This is a genomic window from Nonomuraea corallina (assembly GCF_027620315.1).
GTDB lineage: Bacteria > Actinomycetota > Actinomycetes > Streptosporangiales > Streptosporangiaceae > Nonomuraea > Nonomuraea corallina.
On the sequence record NZ_JAPNNL010000035.1, the window covers coordinates 20,836 to 47,496 of the forward strand.

The window sequence follows — 26,661 nt, forward strand, 5'->3', positions numbered from 1 at the left end:
AATCGTGGCAGGAATTGCCCCGGTCGCTGAGGGCATCACCAACCCGCCGATCGACGCGCTGCTCGACATCGTCGACAGCAAGTACTCCCTGGTGATCATGGGCGCCAAGCGGGCCCGTCAGATCAACGCCTACTACTCGCAGCTCGGCGAGGGCCTGCTCGAATACGTCGGGCCGCTGGTCGAGACCCACGCGCAGGAGAAGCCGCTGTCCATCGCGCTGCGCGAGGTCTCCGAGGGCCTGCTCAGCTCCGAGCCCATCGAAGGCGCGGCCTGACCGTTCGATGAAGGTCGTCCTGGGCGTCAGCGGCGGCATCGCCGCCTACAAGGCGTGCGAGCTGCTGCGCCTGTTCACCGAGTCCGGCCACGAGGTGCGGGTCGTTCCCACCCGTGACGCGCTGCGCTTCGTCGGCGAGCCCACCTGGGCCGCGCTGTCGGGCAACCCGGTGACCACCGACGTGTGGGAGTCGGTCCACGAGGTGCCCCACGTGCGCATCGGTCAGGCGGCCGACCTCGTCGTGGTCGCCCCGGCCACCGCCGACGTGCTGGCCAAGGCGGCTCACGGGCTGGCCGGAGACCTGCTCACCAACACTTTGCTGACCGCGCGCTGCCCGGTGGTGTTCGCGCCCGCGATGCACACCGAGATGTGGCAGCACCCGGCCACCCGCGCCAACGTCGCCACCCTGCGCGAGCGCGGTTCCGTCGTGATCGACCCCGCCGTGGGCCGGCTCACCGGCGCCGACACCGGCCCCGGCCGCCTGCCCGACCCGGCCGAGATCTTCCAGGTGTGCCTGCGCGTGCTGCGCGGCCGCCCGCGCGACCTGGCCGGCCGCCGCGTCGTCGTGTCCGCGGGCGGCACCCGCGAGGCCATCGACCCGGTCCGTTACATCGGCAACCGCTCCTCCGGCCTGCAGGGTTACGCGCTCGCGCGCACCGCGGCCGCCCGGGGCGCCGAGGTGACGCTGGTGGCCGCCAACGTGGCGCTGCCCGACCCGGCGGGCGCCGCGGTCGTGCGGGTCGAGTCCGCCGCGGAGCTCCGGGAGGCGATGCTCGCCGCGGAGGGCGGCGCGGACGTGGTGGTGATGGCCGCCGCGGTCGCCGACTTCCGGCCCGCCGAGCGCCACGAAGCCAAGATCAAGAAGACGGACGGCGAGCCCGCGGCCATCCACCTGGCCAAGAACCCCGACATCCTGGCCGAGCTCGGCGTCCGCCGCAAGGAGCGGGGCGACGGTTCGCCCGGGGTGCTCGTCGGGTTCGCCGCGGAGACCCACGACGTGCTGGCCAACGGCCAGGCCAAGCTCGCCCGCAAGGGGTGCGACCTGCTCGTCGTCAACCAGGTGGGCGCGAATCTCGCCTTCGGCACCTCCGACAACGCGGCCACCATCCTGGTCGCCGGCGGTGATCCGATCGAGGTCCCGCGCGGTCCCAAGGACGACGTCGCCGACGCGGTCTGGGACGCCGTCGCTCCCCGCCTACTCTGAGGGGTTCATCCGGTTTTTCGCCATTTGGCGCTTTTCGTATCCCCTGTCCCTGTGGGAGATGCTCGTTCGCCTTTTCGGGGCGTACGAGAAGAAAAGACTAGATTGATTACCGGACGACCTGTTGCAGCTTTCCGGAATGCCTGCTGATACTGGGGCGAAGGGGGGCGGCATGCCGGTGAATTCTGCTGTCAGAGACCGCTGCAGGACGGTTCTGGGACACAAAGGTGCGATCCGCTATGTGTTTCCCGCATTGTCCGTCGGGCCGGGCGGCTCGGCCAACTTCCTGATCGTGGTGACCGACCTGGCCGTGGCGGTGCTGTCCACCCGGATGTTCCGCGGCGACCGTCCGGTCTCGGTGTACGCGATGTACCCGCGCGACACGCGGCTCGGACCGATCACGCTGGCTCCCGGCCCGGTCATCGAACTGGGGGACCTGACCTTCGAGTTCGACGACGAGTACGCCGCCGTGGTCGCCGCCGCCGACGCCGAGGTGTTCGCGCCCGAGACGCTCCCGCCGGATCCGCTGCCCCACCTGTGAGCCGCCGCTCCGGCGCGGTGACCGCCGGATCGGCCGTTCCGCGCGAACGACGCCCGGTGGGCGATTCCGGGAGCGACACGACGACGCGTACGGATCGTGGACGGGTTTCGCGGCGGGGCGCCGGGTAGGGCTAGACTTCGGCGAGGCTCTGGCGTGCCAACTCGCCGGGAGCCCTACATCCGTCAGCAGCCGCTGCATGAGGAGCCACTGAGTTGTCACGTCGCCTGTTCACCTCCGAGTCGGTCACCGAGGGCCATCCGGACAAGATCGCCGACCAGATCAGTGACGCGATCCTGGACGCCATGCTCAAGGACGACCCCAAGAGCCGGGTCGCCGTCGAGACGATGATCACCACCGGCCAGGTCCACGTCGCGGGCGAGGTGACGACCGAGACCTACGTCGACATCCCGGGCGTCATCCGGGAGAAGATCCTGGAGATCGGTTACGACGCCTCCTACAAGGGCTTCGACGGCGCCTCCTGCGGCGTGTCGGTGTCCATCGGGGCGCAGTCGCCCGACATCGCCCAGGGCGTCGACGACGCCTACGAGCACCGCGTCGAGGGCGACGTCGACGAGCTCGACCGCCAGGGCGCGGGCGACCAGGGCCTGATGTTCGGCTACGCCTGCCGGGAGACCCCCGAGCTGATGCCGCTGCCCATCACGCTCGCCCACCGTCTGGCCCAGCGGCTGTCCGAGGTCCGCAAGTCCGGCGTCGTGCCCTACCTCCGCCCCGACGGCAAGACCCAGGTCACGATCGAGTACGACGGCGACCGGCCCGTCCGGCTCGACACCGTGGTGGTCTCCACGCAGCACGCCGCCGAGATCGACCTCAAGGAGATGCTGACCCCCGACATCAAGGAGCACGTCGTCGACGTCGTGCTCAAGGGGGTCGAGATCGACACCGACGGCTACCGCCTGCTGGTCAACCCCACCGGCCGCTTCGAGATCGGCGGCCCGATGGGCGACGCCGGCCTCACCGGCCGTAAGATCATCATCGACACCTACGGCGGCATGGCCCGCCACGGCGGCGGCGCGTTCTCCGGCAAGGACCCGTCCAAGGTCGACCGCTCGGCCGCCTACGCCATGCGCTGGGTCGCCAAGAACGTCGTGGCCGCCGGGCTCGCCGACCGCTGCGAGGTCCAGGTCGCGTACGCGATCGGCAAGGCCCAGCCGGTCGGCCTGTTCGTCGAGTGCTTCGGCACCGAGAAGCTGCCGGTGGAGAAGATCCAGGCGGCCGTGCTCAACGAGTTCGACCTGCGTCCGGCGGCGATCATCCGCGATCTCGACCTGCTGCGGCCGATCTACTCCGAGACCGCCGCCTACGGTCACTTCGGCCGCGAGGGCTTCTCCTGGGAGTCCACCGACCGCGCCGAGTCCCTCCGCACGGCCGCGGGCCTCTGACCCTGGGGCGTCCCCGCGAAGAGCGGTGCACTTCGCGGGGCCGTTCCGCATACGTCGCGTCCCGGAGGGCCGTGGCCGCTCCCGCGGCCCCGCCGTCTGCCCGGCGGGGCCGGGGCCTGCTTTCGGTACGGGTGGGCGTCATGAGGGCGCGCTTCCGAGCAGTCCGGTCGCCTCTCGGCGGCGAGCAGCGTGTTTCCCGAGCGTGTTTCCCGGCGGTCCGGCTCTCGGTGGCGGGGCGGGCGGCGGCTGCTGTGATCGGCGGGCGCTGTGTGACCTGGGGCCGGCTTGTCGGTGGGGGCGTCGCCGGCCGGTGCGTCTGGTAGACGTAGTGCGTGACCGACTCCGACGACGCGCTCCTGCCGCTCGACGCCGTGCGGCCCGCCGCGTCGTCGAAGGACACCACGGGAGCCGTCGTCCCCGCCCCCGAGCTGCCCGTCGCGCGGGTGGCCGTGGACAACCCGCTGCCTCACCTCGACCGGCCGTTCGACTACCTGGTGCCCGCGACGCTGCACGGGACGGCCCGGCCGGGAGTGCGGGTGCGGGTGCGGTTCGCCGGCAAGCTGGTGGACGGGTTCCTGTTGGAACGGGCCGGACAGAGCGACCACACGGGCAAGCTGACCCCGCTGGAGCGCGTCGTCTCGCCCGAGCAGGTGCTGACGCCCGAGATCGCGGGGCTGGCCAGGGCGGTGGCCGACCGCTACGCGGGGACGCTGGCCGACGTCCTGCGCCTGGCCGTCCCGCCCCGGCACGCGAGGACCGAGGCGGCCCGCCCGCCCTCGGAGTCTGACGGACGGGGACAGGACGACGTCGCCGACGCGGGGACGTGGGCGGACTATCCGATGGGACCGTCGTTCATCGACGCGCTGCGCCACGGCAGGACGCCGCGCGCGGTGTGGACCGCGCTGCCCGGCGCGGGCGGATGGGCGACAGGGCTCGCCGAGGCCGTACGGGCGACGCTGGAAGGCGGCAGGGGCGCGCTGGCGGTGGTGCCCGACGGCAAGGACGTGGCGCTGCTCGACGCGGAGCTGAGCAGGCTCCTCGGGCCCGGACGGCACGTGGCGCTCACCTCGGACCTGGGCCCGGCCGAACGCTACCGCCGATGGCTGGGCGTGCTGCGCGGGCAGGTGCGCGCGGTGGTGGGCACCAGGGCGGCGATGTTCGCGCCCGTCCACGGGCTCGGGCTGGTGGCCATCTGGGACGACGGCGACGACCTGCACGCCGAGCGGCTGGCCCCGTACCCGCACGCCCGCGAGGTCCTCGGCCTGCGCGCGCACCGCACCGGCGCGGCCATGCTGATCGGCGGGTACGCGCGCACGGCCGAGGCGACGCAGCTCGTCGCCACCCGCTGGGCGCGCCCGATCGTGGCCGCGCGGCAGGAGATCAGGCGCAGGGCGCCGCGCGTGCGGGCCGCCGGCGAGGACGCCGAGCTCGCCAGGGACCAGGCGGCGCGGGCGGCCAGACTGCCGAGCGTGGCGTGGCGGGTGCTGCGCCAGGGGCTGGCGGACGGGCCTGTCCTGGTGCAGGTGCCCAGGCGGGGGTACCTGCCCGCGCTGGCGTGCGCGCAGTGCCGCGCTCCCGCCAGGTGCGCCCATCCGCCGACCCGGACGAGCGTCCAGGAGTGGGTGCGCGGCGACGGGCCGCCCGGTGAGGGACTGCTCCCGTACGAGGAACCCGGTGAGGAGGCGCACGTTGGCGCGGCCCCGGAGGGGCGGCCCGGGCCGGGTGGCGCGGGCCGGGAGGGCGGCGCGGGGGAGGCGGAGCGGAGCCCGGCCTCCGAGGAGTCCTGTCACGGGCCCCTGGCCCTGCGCACCGGGCACGCGGCGCCCTACTGCCGCTGGTGCGGCCGGGTGGACGCCGCCTGGAAGTGTCCTGGCTGCGGCGGTCACCGGCTGCGCGCCGTGGTCGTCGGGGCCAGGCGCACCGCCGAGGAGCTGGGCCGGGCGTTCCCGTCCGTGCCGGTGCGGACGTCCGGGCGTGACGGCGTGCTGGCCCGGCTGCCCGCCGGCCCCGCGCTGGTCGTGGCGACGCCGGGGGCCGAACCCGTCGCGGAGGGCGGGTACGCGGCCGCCGTGCTGCTCGACGGGTGGGCGCTGCTGGGCCGGGCCGACCTGCGGGCGGGGGAGGAGGCGGTGCGCCGGTGGCTGAACGCCGCCGCGCTGCTCCGTCCCGGCGCCGGGCTCGTGGTGCTGGCCGACGCCGCGCTGCCCGCCGTGCAGGCGCTGGTGCGCTGGGACCCGGTCACGCACGCCGAGCGCGAGCTGGCCGACCGGGCCGAGCTGGGGTTCCCGCCCGCGGTGCGGATGGCCACGCTCACCGGCGCCGCCGCGGCCGTGCGGCAGATGCTGGAGGAGTCCCGCCTGCCCCATGGCGCCCAGGTCCTCGGTCCGGTGCCGGTGGACGACGCGGGCCAGGAACGCGCCATGGTACGGGTCCCGCGCACCGGCGGGGCGGCCCTGGCCACCGCGCTCAAAGGGGCCAGTGGGGTGCGCGCGGCCAGAAAGGCACCAGAGGTGGTGAAGGTGTGTGTGGACCCCCTCGACCTGATTTAGGCCGTTTCCCCGATTCGCTCATCCGTAAGTGAGCCGTTAGCGTGCCTGTGTGTCGATCGAATGGGTGAACTCGGCCGTCGACGACCTGCGCGCCTGGGGGCGTGCCCGGGACGTCGAGGTGGACGCGGACGAGGTCCGCTTGCTCTGCGACTACGCCAGCGACTACCTGAACGTCAACAAGCTCGCCGACTTCACGCCCGAGACCTTCGACGAGCTGCTGCTGTCCATTTATCCGCGCAAGGTCATCGCGCCGCCGGAGAGCGCCGGGGAGACCGTCGCCGCGGCCCGCACCTTCGTCCGCTACCTGCAGGAGTCGGGCGAGGTCGAGGGCGGGGCCGCCACCGCCATGCGCGAGCGGCTCGACGACATCGAGACCCTCATGCCCGACGCCCTGGCCGACCCGGCCAACTTCGGCATGGCCAAGAGCCTGTTCGGCTCCATCGGGCCCGAGGCGCTGGAGCAGTCGGTCGCCATCCCGTCCGGCGAGGTGCCCGACCTGGGGGAGGCGCCCTGCGACTGCCCCGGCTGCGCGCCGCGGCCCGCCGTCCGGCTGGCGGCGCCGGAGGCGCTGGAGGCCGAGCTGCGCGACATCCCGCTCCTGGCCGAGCTCGACCGGGGCGCGGTGGCGTACCTGGAAGGGCTGAGCGTCCCCGCCGACCCGCTGGGCCGGTGGTCGACGGTCGTGGCCCACCTGGTCGAGGGCGACACCGGCGGCGGGGTCACCGGCTCGGCGGGGGTGGACGAGGAGCTGTACGACCTGTTCGACATGCTCTACCGGGTGCAGGCGCCGGTGCCCGCCGAGGTGATCGGCGAATACCTGGAGGAGCTCGTCGACGACGAGGTGGACGTGCCCGCGGTGCTCGCCCGCCTGACCTGGTGCGGTCTCGTGCGCGTCACGGGCGACGGCGCGCGGGCGGCGGCGGGGCTCACCCCCGCGGCCGTGTGGGCGCTGCGCGAGCACTACCTCGCGCTCGGCCTCGACGCGCCGCAGGCGCCCGACCTGGCCGAGGCCGACGCGCGCGGGCTCATCGAAGGGCTGCTCGACGGCGTGCCGACCGAGCTGGCCGAGTCCGACATCGAGCGGTGGCTGGCCGCCAGGAGCCCCGGCGAGGCCGCCGCACAGCTGTTCGCCGCCGCCTCGGGGGCGCCCGCCGTGGCCCGCGGGATCGCCGTCACCATCGTCGACCGGCTCGGCGCGGAGGCCGAGGACGCGGTACGCGCCGGCCTCGACGAGGCGGAGCTGCGGCCGCACGCCATCCACTGGCTCACCGCCCGCGGCCTGCCCACTCCGCAGCTCACCCACGACGAGCTGCTGTGGGTCAGCGTCGACATGCTGGCGCTCGCGATGCCCGCCGCCCAGGAGGCGCCGGAGATCTTCGGCGAGAACATGGCCGCCTCCGGCCCGCCCGCCCACCTGATCGAGGAGATGTGGCGGGTCGACCACCCCGACGTGGCCGAGGTCCTGGAGCTGCTCGGGCGCTCGCTGCCCGACACCACCACGGCCAAGGCCGCGCGCAAGGCCGCGTTCAAGGCACGCTCGCGGCGCATCAGATGAGTACGCTTGTGTGACGGGCGTGCAGTAAGTTTCGTGGGTGGCAAACAACGTCTTCGACCTCGCCGAGCTGCGCAAGCTGATCGATGAGCAGGCCGCCGTGCCGCCACGGCCGCCGGAGGAGACGCCCGTGGACCGGGAGGCGCTCACCTTCCCGCCCGTGACCCTCGCCGGCGACGCGGAGCTGGCCCGGGCCGTCCCCCAGGTGCCGCTCGTGGCCGACGCGATCCGCCTGGCCGGCTGGACCGGCACCCGCCCGGTCACCGCCGAGGGGATGCTCACCCCGGCCGACGCCGAAGCCGCGGCCGCCGAGCTCGGGATCGACCCGGCGCGCCTGCGTCTCGTCTGGATCGTCGCCGTCAACACCGGCCTGCTCCAGATCCTCGGCGGGCGCGCCTCCCGGGGACCGCTGCCGCAGCGGCTCACCGTCGAGGCGACCCTCGAGTTCTGGGACGGCGTGGTCATGGACGTGCTCGACCGCGCCGACGAGGGCCTGACCGGCTCCACCGTGATCGACGATCACCTGGCCGAGATGCTCGCCACGATCTACTCCGTACGGTCCGGGGTGGCGGTCGCCAACCTGGCCCGCGGCATCCTGCAGTCCCACGAGGTCGCCTGCGGCCCCGGCCGGCCCGGCACCCGCCGCCTGGCCGCGGACCTGCCCGGCGAGCTGCTGGAGGCGCTGTCGCTGCTCGCCTACTGCGGCGTGGTCGAGCAGACCGCCGCCGGCCGGGCCGCGCTCACCCCGCTCGGCGTCTGGGCCATCAGGCGCGACCTGCTGCGCGAGGGCCACGACGCGCCCACCACCGCCGAGGTGGAGGTGTTCGCCGACCTGACCGCCGCCGAGCTGGTCGACGCCCTGGTCGGCGGGTCGGCCACGCAGAGCGCCGTGGCCGGCTGGCTGGAGCGGCGACCGCCGGAGGAGGCCGCCCGCGAGCTGATCGCCATCGCCGCCGAGAGCGGCGCCGGCCACCGCGGCGCCGTCGGAGCCGTCCTGGAGGAGCTCGGCCCCGAGGCCGAGGCGGCCCTGCGCGAGGCGCTCGACCTGCCGCTCATGCGCCGCTACGCCGCCTCCTGGCTGCACATCCGCGACCTCGACGCGCCCCCGCTCAGCCCGGAGGACCACACCTGGATCGCCGTCGACTCGCTGGCCGCCCTCATGCGCCTGTCCGGTCACGCGGCCGAGCGGCTCGACACGCCCGAACCCGCCGAGGACCTCGTCCGCCTGATCGCCGAGATGCCGTCCGCCGGCCACCCCGACACCGTCGCCGTGCTCGACATGCTCGCCCGCGCCCACGCCGACGAGACCGTCGTCAAGGCCGCGCGCAAAGCGGCGATGAAGGCTCGCTCGTTCGCCCACTAAACTGAGCAGATCCCTCGAAGGAACGGAGTGACCCTTGGCGATCCAGGCGATCCGGCTGTTCGGCGATCCGGTGCTGCGCAGCCCGGCGGCTCCGGTGGTCGACTTCGACAAGGAGCTCCGCAAGCTCGTCAAAGACCTCACCGACACGATGATGGACGCGCCGGGCGCCGGGCTCGCCGCCCCGCAGATCGGCGTCGGGCTGCGCGTGTTCACCTACTACGTCGACGACCAGCTCGGCCACCTCGTCAACCCCGACCTCGACCTGTCCAGCGAGATCGACGAGGAGGGCGAGGAGGGCTGCCTGTCCTTCCCCGGCCTGTCCTTCCCGACGCCGCGCGCGGTCCGGGCGGTCGCCAAGGGCTTCACCATGCACGGCGAGCCGATCGTGCTGGAGGGCACCGACCTGATGGCGCGCTGCTTCCAGCACGAGACCGACCACCTCGACGGCATCCTGTTCATCGACCGGATGGACGCCAAGCAGCGCAAGCTGGCCATGAAGGCCGTGCGCGAGGCCGAGTGGAGCGGGCTGCAGGCGCCCCAGGTCAAGTTCTCGCCCCACCCGACCGGCGGAAAGGCCCTCTGACGATGCGCCTGGTCTTCGCCGGCACCCCGGACACGGCGCTGCCGTCGCTGCGGGTCCTCATCGACTCGCCGCGCCACGAGGTCGTCGCGGTCGTCACCCGGCCCGACGCCCAGTCCGGACGCGGGCGCAAGGTCCACCCCTCGCCGGTGGCCGAGCTGGCGGAGGAGGCCGGCATCGAGGTGCTGCGCCCGGCCAAGGCCGGAGACCCGGACTTCCTCGACCGGCTGCGCGCCCTGGAGCCCGACTGCTGCCCCGTCGTCGCGTACGGCGCGCTGCTGCCGCAGGCGGCGCTCGACGTCCCCCGCCACGGCTGGGTCAACCTCCACTTCTCGATCCTGCCCGCCTGGCGCGGCGCCGCCCCCGTGCAGCACGCCGTGCTCCACGGTGACGAGATCACCGGCGCGACCACGTTCCGCATCGTCAAGGAGCTCGACGCCGGTCCCGTCTTCGGGGTGGTCACCGAGGAGGTCAAGCCCGACGACACCAGCGGCGTGCTGCTGGAGCGGCTGTCGGTCTCCGGCGCCGGCCTGCTCGCCGCCACCCTCGACGGCATCGAGGACGGCACGATCGAGGCCCGCCCGCAGCCGTCCGACGGGGTGAGCCTCGCTCCCAAGATCACCGTCGCCGACGCCCGCGTCGACTGGGCCGCGCCCGCCATGCGCGTCGACCGGCTCATCCGCGCCTGCACCCCCAACCCGGGGCCGTGGGCCGAGTTCCGCGGTCAGCGGATCAAGCTCGGCCCGGTGCGGGTCGCCGCCGGCGAGGAGCGCCTGGCCCCCGGCGAGCTGTCCGCGGGCAAGCATCGCGTGCTGGCCGGCACGGCCACCGACCCCGTCGAGCTGAGCGACGTCCAGCCTCAGGGAAAGCGCCTGATGAGCGCGGTCGAGTGGGCCCGCGGCGTGCGCCCGGACCACGGGGAGACGCTCGCGTGAGACCACGGGGGGCCGCCGGCGGGGGTGGCGCGAGGAAGCCGCGCAGGCCGGGCAGGCCGGTGCGCGATCAGGCGCGCAACGCCGCCTTCGACGTCATGCGCGCCGTGGCGGAGCGCGACGCGTACGCCAACCTGCTGCTTCCGCGGCTCCTGCGCGAGCGCGGCATCAGCGGGCGCGACGCGGCGCTCGCCACCGAGCTGACCTACGGCACGCTGCGCGGGCTCGGCACCTACGACGCGGTCATCGAGGCGTGCAGCGACCGCGCGCCCGACCCGGCGGTGCGCGACGCGCTGCGGCTGGGCGCCCACCAGCTGCTGCAGATGCGCATCCCGCCGCACGCCGCCGTCGGCACCAGCGTCGACCTGGTACGGCTGCGCGTCGGGCAGGGCGCGGCCAAGTTCGTCAACGCGGTGCTGCGCAAGATCGCCGGCCGGTCGCTGGAGGAGTGGGTGCCGATCGTCGCGCCCGACCCGGACCGCGACCCGGCGGGTCACCTGGCCGTGGCCCACAGCCATCCGCGCTGGGTGGTGACCGCCTTCCGCGACGCGCTCGGCAAGGACGCGGGGGAGACCGCCGACGTGCTGGCGGCCGACAACGACCGGCCCCAGGTGACGCTCGTGGCCCGGCCCGGCCGCTCCTCGGTGAAGGAGCTGCGCGACGCGGGCGCCGAGCCCGCCCGCTACTCCCCGTACGGGGCCTGCCTGCCGGAAGGCGACCCCGGCCGGATCGCGGCCGTGGCCGAGACCCGCGCGGCCGTGCAGGACGAGGCCAGCCAGCTCGTGGCGCTGGCGCTCACCCGCGTACCGCTCGACGGCCGTGACGAGCGCTGGCTCGACCTGTGCGCGGGCCCCGGCGGCAAGGCCGGGCTCCTGGACGCCATCGCGACCCACGGCGACCTGGAAGGGCTCGCCGCGACACCCGCGGCGGGCGGCGCCGGTGGCCGGGCAGGCGGTGCTGTGCGGCCGGGTCTTGTGCGGCCGTTCGCGGGTGGGGCGCGGCTGGTGGCCGCCGACGTGCAGCACCATCGGGCGCGGCTGGTGTGGCAGACGACCGTGGACGCGGGCGTGATCACCGCCGACGGGACCGAGCCGGCGTGGCGGCCGGAGGCGTTCGACCGGGTCATGCTCGACGCGCCCTGCACCGGGCTCGGGGCGCTGCGGCGCCGGCCGGAGGCGCGCTGGCGGCGCGACCCTTCCAGCATCGCCGAGCTGAGCCGGCTGCAGCGGCGGCTGCTCGGCACCGCCCTGGACGCGGTCCGGCCCGGCGGGGTCGTCGCGTACGTCACCTGTTCGCCGCACCTGGCCGAGACCCGGGTGGTGGTGGGTGACGTGCTGGCCCGCAGGGACGACGTGGAGCAGCTCGACGCCCGCGACTACCTGCCGGAGGTCGGCGGGCTGGGCGAGGGGCCGCACGCGCAGTTCTGGCCGCACCGGCACGGCACCGACGCGATGTTCCTGGCCCTGCTGCGCAAGCGCGCCTGAGACCGGCCGCGGCTCGGACGCCGCCGCGAGGCTGCCGCAGGTGGCCCGGCGGGGCTGTCCGAGGGCGGCGTCCGCGGGCGGACGGCCGCCAGGTGAGCGGGCGGGGGAGGGGCACCCCCTAGACTCGGGGGCATCATGGCCGTACAGATCTCTCCCAGCATCCTCTCCGCCGACTTCGCGCGTCTCGCCGACGAGGCCGCCGCGGTGCCCAACGCCGACTGGCTGCACGTGGATGTCATGGACTACCACTTCGTGCCCAACCTGACCCTGGGCCTGCCCGTGGTCGAGGCGCTGCGCAAGGCGACCTCGCTGCCGCTCGACTGCCACCTCATGATCGACGACCCGGACCGGTGGGCGCCGTCGTACGCGGAGGCCGGGGCGGGGAGCGTGACCATCCACGCCGAGGCGTCCTCGGCGCCCGTGCGCACCCTGCGGGAGATCCGGTCGCAGGGGGCCAGGGCCGGGCTCGCGCTCAATCCCGCGACGGCCGTGGAGCCGTACGAGGACCTGATCGGCGAGCTGGACATGCTGCTGCTGATGACGGTGGAGCCGGGGTTCGGCGGGCAGCCGTTCCTCGACGTGGTGCTGCCGAAGATCCGGCGGGCCCGGGCGCTCATCGAGCGGCACGGCGGCCAGGTGTGGCTCCAGGTCGACGGCGGCGTCTCGGCCGACACCATCGAGCGGTGCGCGCAGGCCGGGGCGGACGTGTTCGTGGCGGGCAGCGCCGTCTACGGCGCCGACGACCGGGTGGCGGCCGTCGACTCCCTGCGGGCGCTCGCCGAAGGGGCCTCCTGACCCACTGCCGGGTCGGTCCCGTCGAGAGGACGCGGCGGCTCCGGCAGGCGTCCGGCCCGCCGGAGCCGCCGCGCTGAATGGCCCTGGTCAGTCCTGGAGCGCCGGGTCCAGGACGACGTCCTCGCCCTGGGTCGTCGGCTCCTCGGGGAAGTGGCAGGCGGTCAGGTGACCTTCGCGGTTGCCGTCCAGGCGCAGCAGCGGCGGCTCCTCGGTCGCGCACTTGTCCAGCGCCTTCCAGCAGCGGGTGCGGAAGCGGCAGCCCGTTGAACCAGCCGAGCGGGTCCTCGGTGATCGGCACGTACTTGGGCTGGGAGAAGACCTGCGTCTGGTAGACGAAGAAGTACATGGCCAGGGTGCCGATCCACATCTGCGGGTCGATCTCCGCGCCGCCCACCTTGGAGCCGTGCAGCGTGGTGGCGATCCGGTTCTCACCCACGACCAGCGGCGTGTACTTCTCCTGGATCTCCTTGTCCAGCTCCATCCAGGCGGCGTTGGCCGCGTCGATGTCCGGGTTCTCGGAGATCTCCTTCATCTTCGCGTCGAGCTCGGGCTCGCGCAGGTGCGACATGTTCTGGCCGCCGTCGCTGACCGGGCCGAAGATGATCGGCATCACGGTCGAGCCGGACGGCCAGTCGGAGCCCCAGCCGCCCCAGTACAGGTCGAACTCGTTCTTGGTCTGGCTGATCGAGTCGTAGTACGTCTTGCGGTCCAGCGGCTTGGTCACGACCTTGATGCCGGCCTTCTCCAGGGCGTTCTTGATCACGACGGTGACCTGCACCCGGGTGGGCGTCTGGTTGTAGGCGTAGACGATGGTCGGGTTGGGATCGCCCGACTCGGCCAGCAGCTGCTTGGCCTTCTCGATGTCGCCCTCGGGCTTGGCCGTCTTGCCGAACAGGTCGTACGGCTTGTAGCCGACCGTGGTGTTCTCGTTCAGGATCGTCGTCGGCAGCGCCGCGGCCTGCGGGCCGCCCAGCGTCTGCTGGATCTGCTTCGACGGCCACGCGTGGTTGATCGCCTGGCGGACCTTGATGTCCTTCACCCGGTCGAGGTTGAAGTAGTAGTAGTTGCCGTACGGGGACGGGTTGACCATGCGCCGCTCGGCCAGGCTCTGGTCGTTGAGCACCTGCTGCAGCCGCTCCGGCGGGACCGCCGCGTAGAAGGTGAACGCCTGCTGGTCAGGGCCGTTGTCCGCGACGAGGCGGTCGGTGATCTGCAGGGCCTCCTGGCCGAACTCCAGCTTCCAGACGTCCGGGTAGGCGCCGCGGATCGGGTCGGTGTTGGCGTCCCAGTGCGGGTTGCGCTCCAGCTCCATCGACTTGTCGACGGTGTGCGACTTGATCACGTACGGGCCGGAGGAGAAGGGCTCCTTGTCGTACTTCTCCTTGGTGTCCTTGTCCTTGGGCACGATCGCGTAGCCGCCCATGGCGAAGGCGTAGTTGGCGTCGGCGTGCGGCACGTTGAACTTGAAGACGATCGTCTTGTCGTCCGGCGTCTCGATGGTGTCGAGCCGCTTGCCGTCGTACGGGCCCTCGTACGCCTTCTTGTAGTCCGCCTCGGTCAGCCACTGCTGGACGTACGAGGGACCGAAGGTGATGTGCGGGGCGAACAGCCGCTCGATCGTCCACTTCACGTCCTCGGACGTGATCGGCGAGCCGTCCTGCCCCTTCACCCCGTCCTTGAGGGTGAAGGTCCAGGTCTTGCCGCCGTCGGAGACCTGGACGGCGTCCGTGGCGAGGTCGCCGACGAGCTTGCGGCACAACCATGACAGTCCTGTGACATGGGCACATGCCTCAGCGGGTAGGTCCTTCCCCATGGAAGACCACGGGCTGTTCGGGCCGGAGTCCGTGACATGGCGGGTGATGGGGGAGCCGATCCTGCTGGTCGGCGGATTCCGCGCGCTTCTCATGCAGAGCCTCCACCCCCGCGCGATGCGCGGCGTCATGCAGAACTCCGCCCTCATGGACCCCGACGAGGCCTGGTCGCGTTTCGTGCGCACCACCGAGTTCGTCCGCGTGCGCACGTACGGGACGCGCGCCGAGGTCGAGCGGGCCGGTCGCCGCGTCCGCAAGATCCACGCCACCCTGACCGCGTGCGACCCCGACACCGGGGAGACCTACCACCTCGACGAGCCCGCGTCGCTGCGCTGGGTCCACGTCGGCGAGGTCGACTCCTACCTGAGCGTGGCCCGCCGGGCGGGCGTGCGGCTGGGCGACGCCGACGCCGACGCGTTCGTGGCCGAGTGGCGGCGCGCCGCCGAGGTCGTCGGCCTCGACCCGCGCACCGTGCCGGGCTCGGTCGCCGAGCTGCGCGCCTACATCCAACAGGCCCGACCGGGGCTGCGCCTGGTCCCCGAGGCGGCCCACCCCCTCCGCGCGTCCCTGCGCACCCCGCTGCCGGGCCTGTTCGACACGCTGCGGCCGGTGGTGCCCGCCCTGACCATGCTCGCCTTCGCCACGCTGCCGCGCTGGGCCAGGCGGCTGTACGGCCTGCCCGCCACGCCGGTCGGCGACCTGTGGGCCACCGCCACGCTGCGCGCCCTGCACACCGGCATCGGCCTGGTGCCGGCGAACGTCCGCTACAGCCCCGACGCGCGCCGCGCCCGCAAGCTCATGGCCGCCTGACCGCCCGTCACGGGGCAACCCCGGTCGCGCGCACGATTTCGGACATGGCACACTGAGATGAACAGAGCTAGCGTGCTCCGGGGTCGGTGAAAGTCCGAACCGGCGGTGACAGTCCGCGACCCGGCCGATGCCATCGGCCGGTTGACCCGGTGAAATTCCGGGACCGACGGTTAAAGTCCGGATGGGAGGAAGCACGCGGGTGTCCGGCGTTCCAGCCGGACGCCACCACGGCGCGTTCGCGCACCGTGTTCCCCCCGGGGCCCGCCATGGCTTGGAGCTACTGGCGAGTAGGAGGCCCCGGTGGCGGGTTCCCCGCAGGACGACGTCCACATGGCGCGCGCCGTCGAGCTGGCCGCGCGCGGTCACGGTCATACCAGCCCCAATCCCGTCGTCGGCTGCGTGGTGCTCGACGCCGCGGGCGCGGTCGCGGGAGAGGGGTTCCACCCGTACGCCGGAGGCCCGCACGCCGAGGTCGCGGCGCTGCGTGAGGCGGGGGAGCGCGCCCGCGGCGGCACCGCCTACGTCACCCTCGAACCCTGCGACCACACCGGCAGGACGGGGCCGTGCAGCCGCGCCCTGCTGCGGGCGGGCGTGGCCCGCGTCGTCTACGCGGTGGCCGACCCCAACCCGAAGGCGTCAGGAGGCGCCGGGCGGCTGCGCGCGGCCGGCGTCGAGGTGACGGGGGGCGTGCTGGCCCAGGAGGCGGAGCGGGTCAACGCCGAGTGGCTGACCTGCGCCAGGCTCGGCCGCCCGCACGTGACCTGGAAGCTCGCCGCCACCCTCGACGGCCGCTCGGCCGCCGCCGACGGCACCAGCCAGTGGATCACCTCGCCCGAGGCGAGGGCCGACGTGCACCGGCTCCGCGCCCGCAGCGACGCGATCGTGGCCGGCATCGGCACCGTGCTGGCCGACGACCCCCGGCTCACCGCCAGGCCCGCCCTGACCGGGGGCCGCCCGCTGCGCGTGGTGGTCGACCCGGACGCCAGGACCCCGGCCACCGCGCGGGTGCTCGACGGCGCCGCCCCCACGCTCGTCGCCGTCGCCGACGGCACCGTCACGTCCCTGCGCGCCGACCTGCTGCGGGTGCCCCGCGCGGGGCGCGGCCTGGACCTGCGCGCCCTGCTCAAGGAGCTCGCCGCCCGCGAGGTGGTCAGCGTGTTCCTGGAGGGCGGCCCCACGCTGGCCGGGGCGTTCCTGGCCGAAGGGCTGGTCGACCGGGTCGTCGCCTACGTGGCGCCCGCCTTCCTCGGCGCCGGCCCCGCCGCGCTGGGCGAGGCGGGGGTGCGCACCATCGGCGAGGCGCACCGTCTGATCTTCGACGAGGTTTCCCCCATCGGGCCGGACGTGCGGCTCGTCGCACGCCCCGCGCCCCCGCACCCCTCCAGGGAGAGATGAATGTTCACCGGAATCATCGAGGAGAAGGGCGAGGTCGTCGCCGTCGAGCCGGCCGGCGGCGGGGCCACGCTGTCGGTGCGCGGCCCGGTGGTCACCTCCGACGCCCGGCACGGCGACTCGATCGCGGTCAACGGCGTCTGCCTGACCGTCGTCGACGTGCTCGGCGACGTCTTCACCGTGGACGTCATGAAGGAGTCGCTCGACCGCAGCTCGCTGGGCGCCCTGACGCCGGGCGCGGAGGTCAACCTCGAACGCGCGGTCCGGGCCGACCAGCGGCTCGGCGGCCACATCGTGCAGGGCCACGTCGACGGCACCGCCGAGCTGCTGTCCAGGCGGCCCGGCGACACCTGGGACGACCTGCGCTTCACCCTGCCGGCGTCGCTGAGCAGGTACGTCGCCGAGAAGGGCTCGATCGCCGTCGACGGAATCAGCCTGACCGTGACCACTGTTGACGAAGGAAGCTTCGGCGTGAGCCTCATCCCGACCACGCTCAAGCTCACCACCCTGGGCGAGCGCCGGGTGGGCGACCTGGTGAACCTCGAGGTGGACGTGATCGCGAAGTACGTGGAGAGGCTGGTGGGCGCCCGATGAGCTGGGCGGACGCATCGATCGAGATCTTCGGTCTGCCGGTGAGGTGGACCGACCTGATCGGCAACATCTGCGCGCTGGCGACCGTGGTGCTCGCCATGCGCAAGTCCATCTGGACGTGGCCGGTGCAGTTCACCGGCGCCGTCCTGCTCTTCGCCGCCTCGATCAGCGCGCACGTCACCGGCAACGCGCTCAAGCAGGCCCTGTTCGGCCTCCTGGCCATCTACGGCTGGTGGAAGTGGCGCCAGGGCACCCAGCAGCACGAGCTGGTCGTCCGGCCCGCGACCGGGCGCGAGCGGCTGACCCTGATCGCCGCGGCGGTGGCCGGCACGATCGTGGTGACGGCCCTGTTCAAGACGTTCGACCTGTCGTGGTACCCGGACGCGCCGCTGGCCGTGGTGGCCGCCGACGCCTACATCTTCGTCGGCGGCGCGGTCGCCACCTGGGCGCAGGGGCGGGCGCTCGTCGACTTCTGGATCGTCTGGGTGGCCGTCGACCTGGTGGGCGTCCCGGTCGCCTTCAGCTCAGGGCTGTACGTCTCCGGCGCGGTGTACGGGATCTTCTTCGTGATGGTGCTGGTCGGGTTCGTCAAGTGGCTGCGCGAGTACCGCGCCGCCACCGCGGGTCTGGCGGTGACGGCATGACCGGGGGCATCTTCGACCCGGTCGAGCGGGCCGTCGAGGACATCGCCGCCGGCCGGCCCGTCGTGGTCGTCGACGACGAGAACCGCGAGAACGAGGGCGACATCATCTTCGCCGCCGCCCGGGCCACGCCCGAGCTGCTCACCTTCACCATCCGGCACACCAGCGGCGTGATCTGCGTGCCGATGGAGGGCCGCGAGCTCGACCGGCTCGGCCTGCCGCTCATGGTCCACCACAACAGGGAACGGCTGCGCACCGCGTACACGATCAGCGTGGACGCCCGCGACGGCGTCACCACCGGCATCTCGGCGGCCGACCGAGCCAGGACCATCCGGGCGCTCGCCGACTCCGCGACCGAGCCGTACGAGCTGGTGCGGCCGGGCCACGTCTTCCCGCTGCGCTACCACGAGGGCGGCGTGCTGGCCCGGCGCGGCCACACCGAGGCCGCCGTCGACCTGGCCAGGCTCGCCGGGCTCAGCCCCGCCGGGGTGCTGGCCGAGGTGGTCAACGACGACGGCACCATGGCCCGGCTGCCCGAGCTGCGCGTCTTCGCCGACGAGCACGGCCTGGCGCTCATCTCCATCGAGCAGCTCGCCGACTACCGGCGGCGCACCGAGAGCATGGTCACCCGGGTCGCCGAGACCAACCTGCCCAACGCCCACGGGACGTGGCGGGCGTACGGCTACTCCAGCGCGCTCGACGGCGGCGAGCACGTCGCGCTCGTGCTCGGCGACCTCGCCGACGGCGAGAACGTGCTGGTCCGCGCCCACTCCGAGTGCCTGACCGGCGACGTGTTCGGCTCGCTGCGCTGCGACTGCGGCGTGCAGCTCGACCACGCCATGGCGGCCGTCGCCGCCGAGGGCCGCGGCGTGATCGTCTACCTGCGCGGTCACGAGGGGCGCGGCATCGGGCTGCTGGCCAAGCTGCGCGCCTACAGCCTCCAGGACGCCGGCGTCGACACCGTCGACGCCAACCTCGAACTGGGGCTGCCGGTCGACGCCCGCGAGTTCTCCAACGCCGCCCAGATCCTCGCCGACCTGGGGGTCAAGAGCGTGCGGCTGCTCACCAACAACCCCGCCAAGCTCACCGGCATGGACGGCTACGGCATCAAGGTGCTCGGCCGCGAGGCGATGCCGGTCGCGGCGAACCCGTACAACGCCCGCTATCTCCAGGCCAAGCGCGACCGGCTGGGCCACGAGATCGAGGGCGCCATCGACGACATCCAGGAGGCGTCATGAGCGGCGACGGCCGTCCCGCGATCACCGCAGTGCCCGACGCGTCCGGGCTGACCGTCGGCGTGGTGGCCGCGAGCTGGCACGCCGACATCACCGACCGGCTGGTGGACCGCGCGGTGCGCGCTTGCGAGGACGCGGGCGCCACCGCCACCGTGGTCCGGGTGCCCGGCTCGCTGGAGCTGCCGGTGGTCGCCCAGGCGCTGGCCCGCCGCTGCGACGCGGTGGTGGCGCTGGGCGCGGTCATCCGCGGGGAGACGGCCCACTTCGACTACGTGTGCGACTCGGTCACCGCCGGGCTGACCCGGGTCTCGCTCGACGAGCGCACCCCGGTCGGCAACGGCGTGCTCACCTGCGACACCCTCGACCAGGCGCTGGACCGCTCGGGCCGGCCGGACAGCAAGGAGGACAAGGGGTACGAGTCCGCGATGGCCGCGCTGGAGGTCGCACTCCTGCTGCGGACCCTCGGCTGACCTGCGATAGATTCACCTGGTGCCCGAGCCCGTGACTCCTCCTCCGTTGCCCGTGACCTGGCGTCCGCGCCGGGGGAGGATCGTCGCCTACGCCTTCGCCGCGCTGATCGTGATCGGCGCGGTGGTGATGGCGATCCTCATCGCCCCGCCGTTCCAGCTGCCCGACCGCATCGCGATCGTGGCCTTCGGCGGCGCGGTGGCGTACGTGCTCCACCTGCTCGGCCGGGTCAGGGTGGAGGCCGACGAGGAGGGCATCACCCTGGTCAACGCCGCCCGCACCCACCGCTACACCTGGCCCGAGGTCATCGACGTCACCTTCACGCAGGGCGACCCGTGGCCCCGGATCGACTTCTCCGACGGGCGGACCATCGGCGCCATGGGCATCCAGGGCTCCGAGAAGCCCGCCGCGCGCCGCGCCATCGCCGAGCTCACCGCCCTGATCCACGAGCGCGGCGAGGCCCGCGAAGACTGAACATCAGGAAAGCGCGCTGACCCGTAGCCTGAAAGCCCGACACGGCGGACAATGAGGGCGATGGACATCGAGTCGCCGGAAAAGCTCATCGAGCTCCTCGACCGGCATGCGTATCTGGCCGACGACGGACTGGCCACGGCCGTGTTCCTGGCGCTGCGGATGCGGCGGCCGCTCTTCCTGGAAGGCGAGGCCGGCGTCGGGAAGACCGAGCTGGCCAAGACCCTGGCCGGGCTGCTCGGGGCGCCCCTGATCCGGCTGCAGTGCTACGAGGGGCTCGACGCCGCGCAGGCCCTGTACGACTGGGACTTCGCCCGGCAGCTCCTCCACCTCAAGGCGGCCGAGGCGGCGGGCGTGACCGACCCGCGGCGGCTCGAAGGGGAGATCTACGAGCGGCGCTTCCTGCTCGCCCGCCCGCTGCTGAAGGCGCTGGAGACGCAGCCCAGCGTGCTGCTGGTGGACGAGATCGACCGGGCCGACGACGAGTTCGAGGCGTTCCTGCTGGAGGTGCTCTCCGACTTCACCATCTCCATCCCGGAGCTCGGCACGATCAGGGCCGAGACGCCGCCGGTCGTCGTGGTCACCTCCAACCGGACCCGCGAGGTGCACGACGCGCTCAAGCGGCGCTGCCTCTACCACTGGCTGGAGCACCCGAGCTTCGACCGGGAGGTGGCGATCCTGCTGCGCCGCCAGCCCGCCTGCACCGAGGCGCTGGCCCGGCAGGTCGCCGAGGCCGCCGAACGGCTGCGCCGGGCCGACCTGGTCAAGCCGCCGGGCATCGCCGAGACGCTCGACTGGACCGAGGCCCTGCTCACGCTCGGCGCCCAGGAGCTCGACCCGGACCGGGCGGCCGCCACGCTGGGCGCCGCCCTGAAGTACCGCGAGGACGTCGAACACGTCCTGGGCAACGGGCTGCTCCGCCGTGACTGAGCCCGCTCCGGACGACCCCGGCGGGTCCCCGCCCGGTTCCGCGGCGCCGCCGGTCGCCACCATGACCGGGTTCGTCCGTACCCTGCGGGCGGCCGGGGTCGCGGCCGACCACGAGCGCGCGCAGGGCTTCCTGCGCGCGCTCGAACACCTCGACGCCGGCGTCCCCGGCGACGTCTACTGGGCGGGCCGCCTCACCCTCTGCGCGGGCCCCGACGACCTGCCCCGCTACGACCGCTGCTTCCACGCCTACTTCGGCGGCGCCAGGGCCGTCGCCGGCCCGGCCGCCACCGCCTCCGTCCACCGCTACACCGCCTCGGTCGCCGACAGCGCCGAGGGCGAGCGCGACGGCGAGGCCGCGCCCGCCACCGCCAGCCGCACCGAGGTCCTGCGCCACCGGGACGTCGCCCGGCTCACCGAGGCCGAGCGCGCCGAGGTGCACCGGATGCTCGCCATGCTGCGGGCCGGACGGGCCCGGCGCCGCTCCCGCCGGTACGAGAGCGCCCACCGCGGCGTGCTCGACCGGCGCCGCACCATCCGCGACGCGCTCAAGAAGGGCGAGGTGGCCCTGCTGCGGCGCCGGCGGCACACCACCAGGCCGCGCCGCGTCGTGCTCTTCGTCGACGTCAGCGGCTCCATGTCGCCCTACGCCGAGACCCTGCTGCGCTTCGCCCACGCCCTGGTGCGCAGCGAGCCGCGCGCCACCCGCGTGTTCTCGGTCGGCACCCGGCTCACCGCCCTGACCGCCGGGCTGCGCCACCGCGACCCCGGCACCGCGCTGGACGAGGTGTCGCGCACCATCCCCGACTGGAGCGGCGGCACCCGGCTGGGGGAGGAGCTGAAGGAGTTCCTGTCCCGCCACAGCGCGCGCGGCGCCATCGCGGTCATCGCCTCCGACGGCTGGGAACGCGGCGACCCGGAGCTGCTGCGCACCCAGATGGCCCGGCTGGCCCGGCAGGCGCACCGGGTGCTCTGGGTCAACCCGCACAAGGGCTACGAGGACTACCAGCCGCTCACCGGCGGCATGCGGGCCGCGCTGCCGTACCTCGACGCCCTGGTGGCCGGGCACAGCCTGGCCGCCTACGAGGAACTCACCGAAAGGCTCGCCCATGCGTGACGTGCTCCCCGAGATCATGCGCTGGTGGACGTCGGGCGCCCGGTTCGGGCTCGCGACGGTGGTCGGCACCTTCAGCAGCGCCCCCCGGCCGCCCGGCGCCGCCATGGCCGTGCGCGGCGAGGAGGTGGTGGGCAGCGTGTCGGGCGGGTGCGTCGAGGGCGCGGTGTTCGAGCTCGCCACCGAGGCCGCCGGGACCGGCCGTCCCGTCCTGCAGCGGTACGGGGTCACCGACGACGACGCGTTCGCCGTCGGGCTCACCTGCGGCGGCATCATCGACGTCTTCGTCGAGCCGGTCTCCCGGGAGACGTTCCCCGAACTGGGCGACGTGGCGGCCTCGATCGAGGCGCGTGAGCCGGTGGCCGTGGCCACGATCGTCTCCGGCCCCGGCCGGCTGGGCGCGCGCCGGATCATCTGGCCCGACCGCGCCACCGGCTCGCTCGGCCCGCGCCGCCTCGACGACGCCGTCGACGACGACGCGCGCGGCATGCTCGCCCAGGGGCTGACCGGCCTGCGCCACTACGGTGGCGAGGGCGAGCGGCGGCTGGACGACCTGGGGGTGTTCGTCCACTCGTTCGCGCCGCCGCCGCGCATGCTGGTGTTCGGCGCGATCGACTTCGCCGCGGCCGTCGCCCGGGTGGGCAAGTTCCTCGGCTACCACGTCACCGTGTGCGACGCCCGGCCGGTCTTCGCCACCGCCAAGCGCTTCCCGGACGCCGACGAGGTCGTGGTCAAGTGGCCGCACGACTATCTGGCGTCCGTCACGGTGGACGAGCGCACGGTGATCTGCGTGCTCACCCACGATCCCAAGTTCGACGTGCCGTTGCTGGAGGTGGCGCTGCGCACGTCCGCCGGCTACGTGGGGGCCATGGGCTCGCGCCGCACCCACGAGGACCGGCTGGACCGGCTGCGCGAGGCCGGGCTGACCGACGCGGAGCTGGCCCGGCTGCGCTCGCCCATCGGGCTGGACCTGGGGGCGCGGACCCCGGAGGAGACGGCCGTGTCCATCGCCGCCGAGCTGATCCAGCTCCGCTGGGGCGGGTCCGGCCGGCCGCTGTCGACCACCCGGGGCCGCATCCACCACGACGATAGGACGGACGGATAGGACGGACGGATAGGACGGACGGGAAGGACGACGGTCGTGAAAGGGAGCGGGGTGGCGGGGCTGCTGCTCGCCGCGGGCGAGGGCGCCCGGCTGGGCAGGCCCAAGGCGCTGCTGGAGCTGGCGGGGGAGCGGCTGGTCGACCGGGGGGTGCGGCTGCTGGAGGAGGGCGGCTGCCACCCGGTCGTGGTGGTGCTGGGGGCCGCGACCGTCCAGGTGCGGCGGGCGGTGACCGTGCGCAACCCCGACTGGCGCTCCGGCATGGGGTCCTCGCTGCGGGTGGGGCTGGCGGCGCTGCCCCCGGAGACGCGGGCCGTGGTGATCGCGCTGGTGGACCAGCCGCTGGTGCGGCCCGAGGCGGTGCGCGCCCTGATCGACTCCGGCGCCTGCGTGGCGGTCGCCACCTACGACGGCCGGCGCAGGAACCCGGTGCTGATCGGCCGCCGTCACTTCGCCGAGGTCGCCGGCCTGGCCCGCGGCGACGTCGGGGCCCGGCCGTTCCTGGCCGCCCATCCGGAGCTGGTGACCGAGGTGCCGTGCGCCGGCGACCCCGCCGACATCGACACCCTCGCCGACCTGGCCCGCATGGAGGCCCGCATGGAGGCCCGCATGGAGGCCCGCCCGGACGCGGGGTGAGGCGGCGGGGCAGGACCGGTCAGAGACGGAACGCGGCGGTGGCGGCCCGGTGGTCGCTGCCGGTCGCCGGGGCCACCCCGGCCCGGACGGCCAGCATCCCGCGGAACAGGATGTGGTCCGGCCGCGTCACCGGGAAGCCGGCCGGCCAGGTGAACCCGAACCCGCGGCCCGCCACGACCTGCGCGTCGGCCAGCGGCGGCGTCAGCCCGCGCATGCCCCGGTCGGTGGTGGCGGTGTTGAGGTCGCCCAGCAGCAGGATCCGCTTGCTGCCGTCGCGGTCGATCAGCTTGCGCGCCTGCGCCAGCGAGGCGTCCCTGGAGGAGGTCTCGCCGGGCCGCGCCGAGGCCAGGTGCATCACGTACACGGTGACGTCGCCCTTCGGGGTGGACACCTCCGCGCGCAGCGCCCGCACCCAGCCCATGCCGACGTCCAGCGGGCGCCTCTTGGTGATCGGGTAGCGGCTCCACAGGCCGACGGTGCTCACCGCGTAACGGTGCTCGAACATCCGGTTGAGCTGCCGGGCCGCCGGGCCGCCCGGGGTCAGCTCCTGCGCGGCCAGCAGGTCGAGGTCCTCGGCCACGGCGCGCACGGCCTCGCCGGAGGCGTCGTTGCGCACGCCCACGTTGACCGTGCCGACCGCCAGGTCGCTCGGCCCGCCGGGCGGCGGGCGCAGCAGCGCCGGCCCGAACATGACCCCCCACACCAGGCCGGGCGCCAGCGCGGCCCCGGCGGCGGTGGGGGAGCGGGCCAGCAGCGCGCCCACCAGCAGAACCGGCACGGCCAGGCCCAGCCACGGCAACAGGCTCTCCACGACCGTCGTGAAACCGCCCAGCGCGGGCACGAACCGGTGTCCGGCCAGCACCATGGCGACGACGGCGGACAGGGCGACGACGACGCGCTTCAGCACTCTGGACAAGGTAGCCCCTCGCTGCCCCGCACGGGGACGCGCTAACCTGAGGCATCGGAACGGAACATCATTCTGTGGTGGGAGTCGGCATGCGTATCGGAATGACACTGGGCTACTCCGGAGGCTTCAAGGAAACGGTGACCGAGCTGGCCGACTTCGAGAAGGCCGGGCTCGACATCGTCTTCATCGCCGAGGCCTACAGCTTCGACGCGGTCAGCCAGATGGGCTACATCGCGGCCGTCACCGAGCGGCTGCAGATCGCCTCCGGCATCCTGCCGATCTACTCGCGCACGCCCGCGCTGCTGGCCATGACGGCCGCCGGCCTGGACTACGTCTCCGACGGCCGCTTCACCCTGGGCCTGGGCAGCTCCGGCCCGCAGGTCATCGAGGGCTTCCACGGGGTCCCCTACACCGCGCCGATCGGCCGTACCCGGGAGGTCATCGAGATCTGCCGTCAGGTGTGGCGGCGCGAGCGCCTGCAGTACGACGGCCGCCACTACACGCTGCCGCTCCCGCCCGACCAGGGCACCGGCCTGGGCAAGCCGCTGAAGATCATCAACCACCCGGTACGGTCCCGCATCCCGATCGTGCTGGCCGCCATCGGCCCCAAGAACGTCGAGCTGGCCGCCGAGGTCGCCGAGGGCTGGGAGCCGATCTTCTACGTGCCGGAGAAGGCCGCCGACGTGTGGGGCGCCGCGCTCGCCGCGGGCAAGGCCAAGCGCGACCCCGAGCTGGGCGAGCTGGACGTGGTCGCGCAGGCGTCGCTGTACATCGGCGACGACGCCGACGGCCTGCTGGACCTCGGCCGGCCGATGGCCGCCCTCTACATCGGCGGCATGGGCGCCAAGGGCAAGAACTTCTACAACAACCTGGCGCGGCGCTACGGCTACGAGAAGGAGGCCGAGCAGATCCAGGAGCTCTACCTCGACGGAAAGAAGGACGAGGCGGCCGCGCTGGTGCCGCGCGAGCTGCTGGAGCTGATGTCGCTGGTCGGGGACGAGGGCTTCGTGCGCGACCGGCTGCAGGCCATGAAGGAGTCCGGAGTCACCACGCTGAACGTCACCCCGCTCGGCCGCACCCACGAGGAGCGGGTCCGCCTCATCGAGACCATCAAGGACATCGCCTCCTGACCCCGCACTCACGCCGGGACGCCCGCCTTTCCCCGCGGAGGAGGCGGGCGTTTCCCCGGGGGCCTATGGTTGATCGGGAACTGAGGCTTGCTGAGTATTGGCGGAGATATGTCCGACGCGACGCCGTCCCTGGTCGCCGGGCGGTACCGGCTTGATGAACGCATCGGCGGCGGTCCGGCGGATGAGGTGTGGCGGGGGTACGACACCCGCGCCGACTGGACCGTGGCCGTGAAGACGCTGGGGGCCCAGGCGGGGGCCGACACCAGGGAGGCGCTGCGCCGCCACGCGCAGGCCGTCGCCCGGGTGATCCATCCCAACGTGGCCATGGTGCTGGACGTCGGCGAGCACGAGGGCGCGCCGTTCCTGGTGACGGAGTTCCTCACCGGGCCCAGCCTCGGCGAGGAACTGGCCGCGCGCGGGCCGCTCCGCGTGGTCGAGGTGTGCGACCTCATCGGTCAGGCCGCGGCCGGCCTGGACGCCGCCCACCGCGCCGGACTCGTCCACGGCAGGGTCGAGCCCGACAGCTTCCGCATGGCCGGCAGCGGCGTGCTCAAGGTCGTCGGCTTCGGCCTGCCGGGCCAGGCGGCCGCCGACCCCCGCTACCAGGCGCCCGAGCGGCTCGCCGGCGGCGAGGGGCAGCCGCCTGCCGACCTGTTCGGGCTCGGCGTGGTCTGCTACGAACTGCTCACCGGCCGCACGCCCGACCGGGACGGGCCGATCGCCCCGCCCGGCGCCCTGCGCCAGGGCGTCCCGGC

Annotated in this window: 25 protein-coding genes, 1 pseudogene and 1 riboswitch; of the genes and pseudogenes, 24 read left to right on the forward strand and 2 right to left on the reverse strand. The window is 73.8% G+C overall.

Annotated elements, in window-relative coordinates; translation table 11 throughout:
• Positions 1–4: 4 nt before the first annotated feature.
• The 11 genes from rpoZ (at position 5) to rpe (ending at position 12,671) form a co-directional block, all read left to right on the forward strand.
• Positions 5–274: a DNA-directed RNA polymerase subunit omega gene (rpoZ, locus tag OUY22_RS11875; protein WP_270154927.1), complete on the forward strand. Its 270-nt coding sequence runs from the start codon at positions 5–7 to the stop codon at positions 272–274.
• 7 nt (positions 275–281) lie between these two features.
• Complete coding sequence (coaBC, locus tag OUY22_RS11880; protein ID WP_270154928.1) at positions 282–1,478, forward strand: bifunctional phosphopantothenoylcysteine decarboxylase/phosphopantothenate--cysteine ligase CoaBC; 1,197 nt, start codon at positions 282–284, stop codon at positions 1,476–1,478.
• 238 nt (positions 1,479–1,716) lie between these two features.
• A complete protein-coding gene (locus OUY22_RS11885) occupies positions 1,717–2,016 on the forward strand; it encodes a hypothetical protein (protein WP_270154929.1) in 300 nt (99 codons plus the stop codon).
• 212 nt (positions 2,017–2,228) lie between these two features.
• Positions 2,229–3,416 (forward strand): methionine adenosyltransferase, encoded by a 1,188-nt coding sequence (metK, locus tag OUY22_RS11890; RefSeq protein WP_270154930.1) that lies wholly within the window; start codon positions 2,229–2,231, stop codon positions 3,414–3,416.
• Between the two features lie 332 nt (positions 3,417–3,748).
• On the forward strand, positions 3,749–5,965 hold the full coding sequence (locus OUY22_RS11895) for a primosomal protein N' (protein ID WP_408638145.1): 2,217 nt from the start codon (positions 3,749–3,751) through the stop codon (positions 5,963–5,965).
• 49 nt (positions 5,966–6,014) lie between these two features.
• Positions 6,015–7,520, forward strand: coding sequence for a hypothetical protein (locus OUY22_RS11900; RefSeq protein WP_270154931.1), 1,506 nt, complete (start codon positions 6,015–6,017; stop codon positions 7,518–7,520).
• A 37-nt stretch (positions 7,521–7,557) separates the two neighbouring features.
• A complete protein-coding gene (locus OUY22_RS11905) occupies positions 7,558–8,880 on the forward strand; it encodes a hypothetical protein (protein ID WP_270154932.1) in 1,323 nt (440 codons plus the stop codon).
• 34 nt (positions 8,881–8,914) lie between these two features.
• The gene (gene def / locus OUY22_RS11910) at positions 8,915–9,463 is read left to right on the forward strand and encodes a peptide deformylase (RefSeq protein WP_270154933.1); all 549 of its coding nucleotides are present in this window, start codon (positions 8,915–8,917) and stop codon (positions 9,461–9,463) included.
• A 2-nt stretch (positions 9,464–9,465) separates the two neighbouring features.
• Complete coding sequence (fmt, locus tag OUY22_RS11915; protein WP_270154934.1) at positions 9,466–10,395, forward strand: methionyl-tRNA formyltransferase; 930 nt, start codon at positions 9,466–9,468, stop codon at positions 10,393–10,395.
• Positions 10,392–11,876 (forward strand): RsmB/NOP family class I SAM-dependent RNA methyltransferase, encoded by a 1,485-nt coding sequence (locus tag OUY22_RS11920; protein ID WP_408638146.1) that lies wholly within the window; start codon positions 10,392–10,394, stop codon positions 11,874–11,876. The genes fmt and OUY22_RS11920 overlap by 4 nt, the downstream gene beginning before the upstream one ends.
• A 135-nt stretch (positions 11,877–12,011) precedes the next feature.
• Positions 12,012–12,671 (forward strand): ribulose-phosphate 3-epimerase, encoded by a 660-nt coding sequence (gene rpe, locus OUY22_RS11925; protein WP_270154935.1) that lies wholly within the window; start codon positions 12,012–12,014, stop codon positions 12,669–12,671.
• 601 nt (positions 12,672–13,272) lie between these two features.
• Here the strand turns inward: rpe and OUY22_RS11935 are convergent.
• Positions 13,273–14,577, reverse strand: a pseudogene (locus OUY22_RS11935) (ABC transporter substrate-binding protein); the annotation flags it as partial.
• Between OUY22_RS11935 and OUY22_RS11940 the strand changes: the two are divergent.
• From OUY22_RS11940 to OUY22_RS11990, 11 genes are all read left to right on the forward strand, one after another.
• The gene (locus tag OUY22_RS11940; RefSeq protein ID WP_270154936.1) at positions 14,483–15,292 is read left to right on the forward strand and encodes an oxygenase MpaB family protein; all 810 of its coding nucleotides are present in this window, start codon (positions 14,483–14,485) and stop codon (positions 15,290–15,292) included. The pseudogene OUY22_RS11935 and the gene OUY22_RS11940 sit on opposite strands and share 95 nt — an antisense overlap.
• Before the next feature lie 68 nt (positions 15,293–15,360).
• Positions 15,361–15,491: riboswitch (FMN riboswitch) on the forward strand.
• A 101-nt stretch (positions 15,492–15,592) separates the two neighbouring features.
• Complete coding sequence (ribD, locus tag OUY22_RS11945; protein WP_270154937.1) at positions 15,593–16,687, forward strand: bifunctional diaminohydroxyphosphoribosylaminopyrimidine deaminase/5-amino-6-(5-phosphoribosylamino)uracil reductase RibD; 1,095 nt, start codon at positions 15,593–15,595, stop codon at positions 16,685–16,687.
• Positions 16,688–17,278 (forward strand): riboflavin synthase, encoded by a 591-nt coding sequence (locus OUY22_RS11950; RefSeq protein ID WP_270154938.1) that lies wholly within the window; start codon positions 16,688–16,690, stop codon positions 17,276–17,278.
• Positions 17,275–17,919, forward strand: coding sequence for a nicotinamide riboside transporter PnuC (pnuC, locus tag OUY22_RS11955; protein WP_270154939.1), 645 nt, complete (start codon positions 17,275–17,277; stop codon positions 17,917–17,919). The genes OUY22_RS11950 and pnuC overlap by 4 nt, the downstream gene beginning before the upstream one ends.
• Positions 17,916–19,154 carry a bifunctional 3,4-dihydroxy-2-butanone-4-phosphate synthase/GTP cyclohydrolase II gene (locus tag OUY22_RS11960; protein WP_270154940.1) on the forward strand — a complete coding sequence of 413 codons (1,239 nt, stop codon included), beginning with the start codon at positions 17,916–17,918 and terminating at the stop codon, positions 19,152–19,154. The genes pnuC and OUY22_RS11960 overlap by 4 nt, the downstream gene beginning before the upstream one ends.
• Positions 19,151–19,621 (forward strand): 6,7-dimethyl-8-ribityllumazine synthase, encoded by a 471-nt coding sequence (ribH, locus tag OUY22_RS11965; RefSeq protein WP_270154941.1) that lies wholly within the window; start codon positions 19,151–19,153, stop codon positions 19,619–19,621. Before OUY22_RS11960 ends, ribH begins: the two co-directional genes overlap by 4 nt.
• A 19-nt stretch (positions 19,622–19,640) precedes the next feature.
• On the forward strand, positions 19,641–20,093 hold the full coding sequence (locus OUY22_RS11970; protein ID WP_333486661.1) for a PH domain-containing protein: 453 nt from the start codon (positions 19,641–19,643) through the stop codon (positions 20,091–20,093).
• A gap of 60 nt (positions 20,094–20,153) precedes the next feature.
• Positions 20,154–21,020: an AAA family ATPase gene (locus OUY22_RS11975; RefSeq protein WP_270154942.1), complete on the forward strand. Its 867-nt coding sequence runs from the start codon at positions 20,154–20,156 to the stop codon at positions 21,018–21,020.
• Positions 21,013–22,134, forward strand: a complete 1,122-nt coding sequence (locus tag OUY22_RS11980; RefSeq protein ID WP_270154943.1) for a vWA domain-containing protein — start codon at positions 21,013–21,015, stop codon at positions 22,132–22,134. Before OUY22_RS11975 ends, OUY22_RS11980 begins: the two co-directional genes overlap by 8 nt.
• Positions 22,127–23,236 carry an XdhC family protein gene (locus tag OUY22_RS11985; protein WP_270154944.1) on the forward strand — a complete coding sequence of 370 codons (1,110 nt, stop codon included), beginning with the start codon at positions 22,127–22,129 and terminating at the stop codon, positions 23,234–23,236. Before OUY22_RS11980 ends, OUY22_RS11985 begins: the two co-directional genes overlap by 8 nt.
• Positions 23,237–23,272: 36 nt before the next feature.
• Positions 23,273–23,869 carry a nucleotidyltransferase family protein gene (locus OUY22_RS11990; RefSeq protein WP_270154945.1) on the forward strand — a complete coding sequence of 199 codons (597 nt, stop codon included), beginning with the start codon at positions 23,273–23,275 and terminating at the stop codon, positions 23,867–23,869.
• Between the two features lie 19 nt (positions 23,870–23,888).
• Here the strand turns inward: OUY22_RS11990 and OUY22_RS11995 are convergent, their stop codons facing one another.
• Entirely contained in the window at positions 23,889–24,776 is an 888-nt protein-coding gene (locus OUY22_RS11995; RefSeq protein ID WP_270154946.1) for an endonuclease/exonuclease/phosphatase family protein, read from the reverse strand.
• 89 nt (positions 24,777–24,865) lie between these two features.
• On the opposite strand from OUY22_RS11995, the gene OUY22_RS12000 reads away from it, so the two are divergent.
• Both OUY22_RS12000 and OUY22_RS12005 read left to right on the forward strand, forming a co-directional pair.
• Positions 24,866–25,906, forward strand: coding sequence for an LLM class F420-dependent oxidoreductase (locus OUY22_RS12000; protein WP_270154947.1), 1,041 nt, complete (start codon positions 24,866–24,868; stop codon positions 25,904–25,906).
• A gap of 108 nt (positions 25,907–26,014) precedes the next feature.
• A partial coding sequence (locus OUY22_RS12005) for a serine/threonine-protein kinase (protein WP_270154948.1) occupies positions 26,015–26,661 on the forward strand: 647 nt, incomplete at its 3' end.

Coding starts and splice junctions, on each gene's coding strand:
- fmt (WP_270154934.1), top strand. CDS start 9,466: ATGCGCCTGGTCTTCGCCGGCACCCCGGACACGGCGCTGCCGTCGCTG.
- OUY22_RS11960 (WP_270154940.1), top strand. CDS start 17,916: ATGACCGGGGGCATCTTCGACCCGGTCGAGCGGGCCGTCGAGGACATC.
- OUY22_RS11975 (WP_270154942.1), top strand. CDS start 20,154: ATGGACATCGAGTCGCCGGAAAAGCTCATCGAGCTCCTCGACCGGCAT.
- OUY22_RS11940 (WP_270154936.1), top strand. CDS start 14,483: ATGGAAGACCACGGGCTGTTCGGGCCGGAGTCCGTGACATGGCGGGTG.
- coaBC (WP_270154928.1), top strand. CDS start 282: ATGAAGGTCGTCCTGGGCGTCAGCGGCGGCATCGCCGCCTACAAGGCG.
- ribH (WP_270154941.1), top strand. CDS start 19,151: ATGAGCGGCGACGGCCGTCCCGCGATCACCGCAGTGCCCGACGCGTCC.
- OUY22_RS11950 (WP_270154938.1), top strand. CDS start 16,688: ATGTTCACCGGAATCATCGAGGAGAAGGGCGAGGTCGTCGCCGTCGAG.
- OUY22_RS12000 (WP_270154947.1), top strand. CDS start 24,866: ATGCGTATCGGAATGACACTGGGCTACTCCGGAGGCTTCAAGGAAACG.
- pnuC (WP_270154939.1), top strand. CDS start 17,275: ATGAGCTGGGCGGACGCATCGATCGAGATCTTCGGTCTGCCGGTGAGG.
- OUY22_RS11985 (WP_270154944.1), top strand. CDS start 22,127: ATGCGTGACGTGCTCCCCGAGATCATGCGCTGGTGGACGTCGGGCGCC.
- rpe (WP_270154935.1), top strand. CDS start 12,012: ATGGCCGTACAGATCTCTCCCAGCATCCTCTCCGCCGACTTCGCGCGT.